Genomic DNA, 972 nt, shown 5'->3' with positions numbered 1-972 from the left:
GCTGAAATAATACTTTTGAATATTTAATTTGGTACGCGAATAATTTTTGGCACTCCTATCTATCGAGTGCCAACGCGTCTATAGAGGAGGGGCGTGGCCGCCTGTGCCGGCCCCCAGAAAGAAAGTTCCCATGAAATTTCGGCCACTCCACGACCGCGTCGTCATTCGTCGCGCCGAAGGCGATATCAAATCCAAGGGCGGGATCATCATCCCCGACACTGCCAAGGAAAAGCCGCAGGAGGGCGAAGTCATCGCTGTCGGCCCTGGCGCACGCGACGAAAACGGCGCGCTTGTTCCGCTCGACGTCAAGGCCGGCGACTTCATCCTGTTCGGCAAATGGTCGGGCACCGAGGTCAAGATCGACGGCGAGGACCTTCTGATCATGAAGGAAGCCGACATTATGGGCGTCATCGACAAGGACGAGACTGGCATCATCGACAAGGGCGAGACCGCTGCAACCGACAAGACCGTGGCCGCCAAGAAAGCTGCCTGACCTTATTTTCTCCGAACGTACTGGATAAAAATCATGTCTGCCAAGGAAATCAAATTCTCCACCGACGCGCGCGACCGCATGCTGCGCGGCGTCGAGATCCTTACCAATGCTGTGAAGGTCACGCTCGGCCCCAAGGGCCGCAACGTCATCATCGACAAGGCCTATGGCGCGCCGCGCATCACCAAGGACGGCGTCACCGTCGCCAAGGAAATCGAGCTTGCCGACAAGTTCGAGAACATGGGCGCCCAGATGGTGCGCGAAGTGGCCTCGAAGACCAACGACCTCGCCGGTGACGGCACCACCACCGCCACGGTGCTGGCCGCCTCGATCCTGCGCGAAGGCGCCAAGCTGGTCGCCGCCGGCATGAATCCCATGGATTTGAAGCGCGGCATCGACCAGGCGGTTTCCGCCGTGGTCAAGGAAATCCAGGCGCGCGCCAAGAAGGTCAAGTCGTCGGCCGAGATCGCGCAGGTCGGCAC

The 972-nt window shown here is 59.6% G+C and carries 2 protein-coding genes; both read left to right on the top strand.

The genetic code is table 11. From position 1 onward, the window contains the following. Positions 1 to 130: 130 nt before the first annotated feature. Entirely contained in the window at positions 131 to 493 is a 363-nt protein-coding gene (locus ENZ74_RS32970; RefSeq protein ID WP_013530533.1) for a co-chaperone GroES, read from the top strand. Positions 494 to 526: 33 nt separating this feature from the next. Beyond that, the coding region (locus tag ENZ74_RS32965) for a TCP-1/cpn60 chaperonin family protein (protein ID WP_281059767.1) at positions 527 to 972 on the top strand (446 nt) is incomplete at its 3' end.

The sequence above is a fragment of the Mesorhizobium sp. M7A.F.Ca.CA.002.15.2.1 genome, from assembly GCF_003998715.1.
Classification (GTDB): Bacteria; Pseudomonadota; Alphaproteobacteria; order Rhizobiales; family Rhizobiaceae; genus Mesorhizobium; species Mesorhizobium ciceri.
Note: the sequence above shows the minus strand (reverse complement) of the source record. Positions and strands in the feature narration are given on the sequence as shown.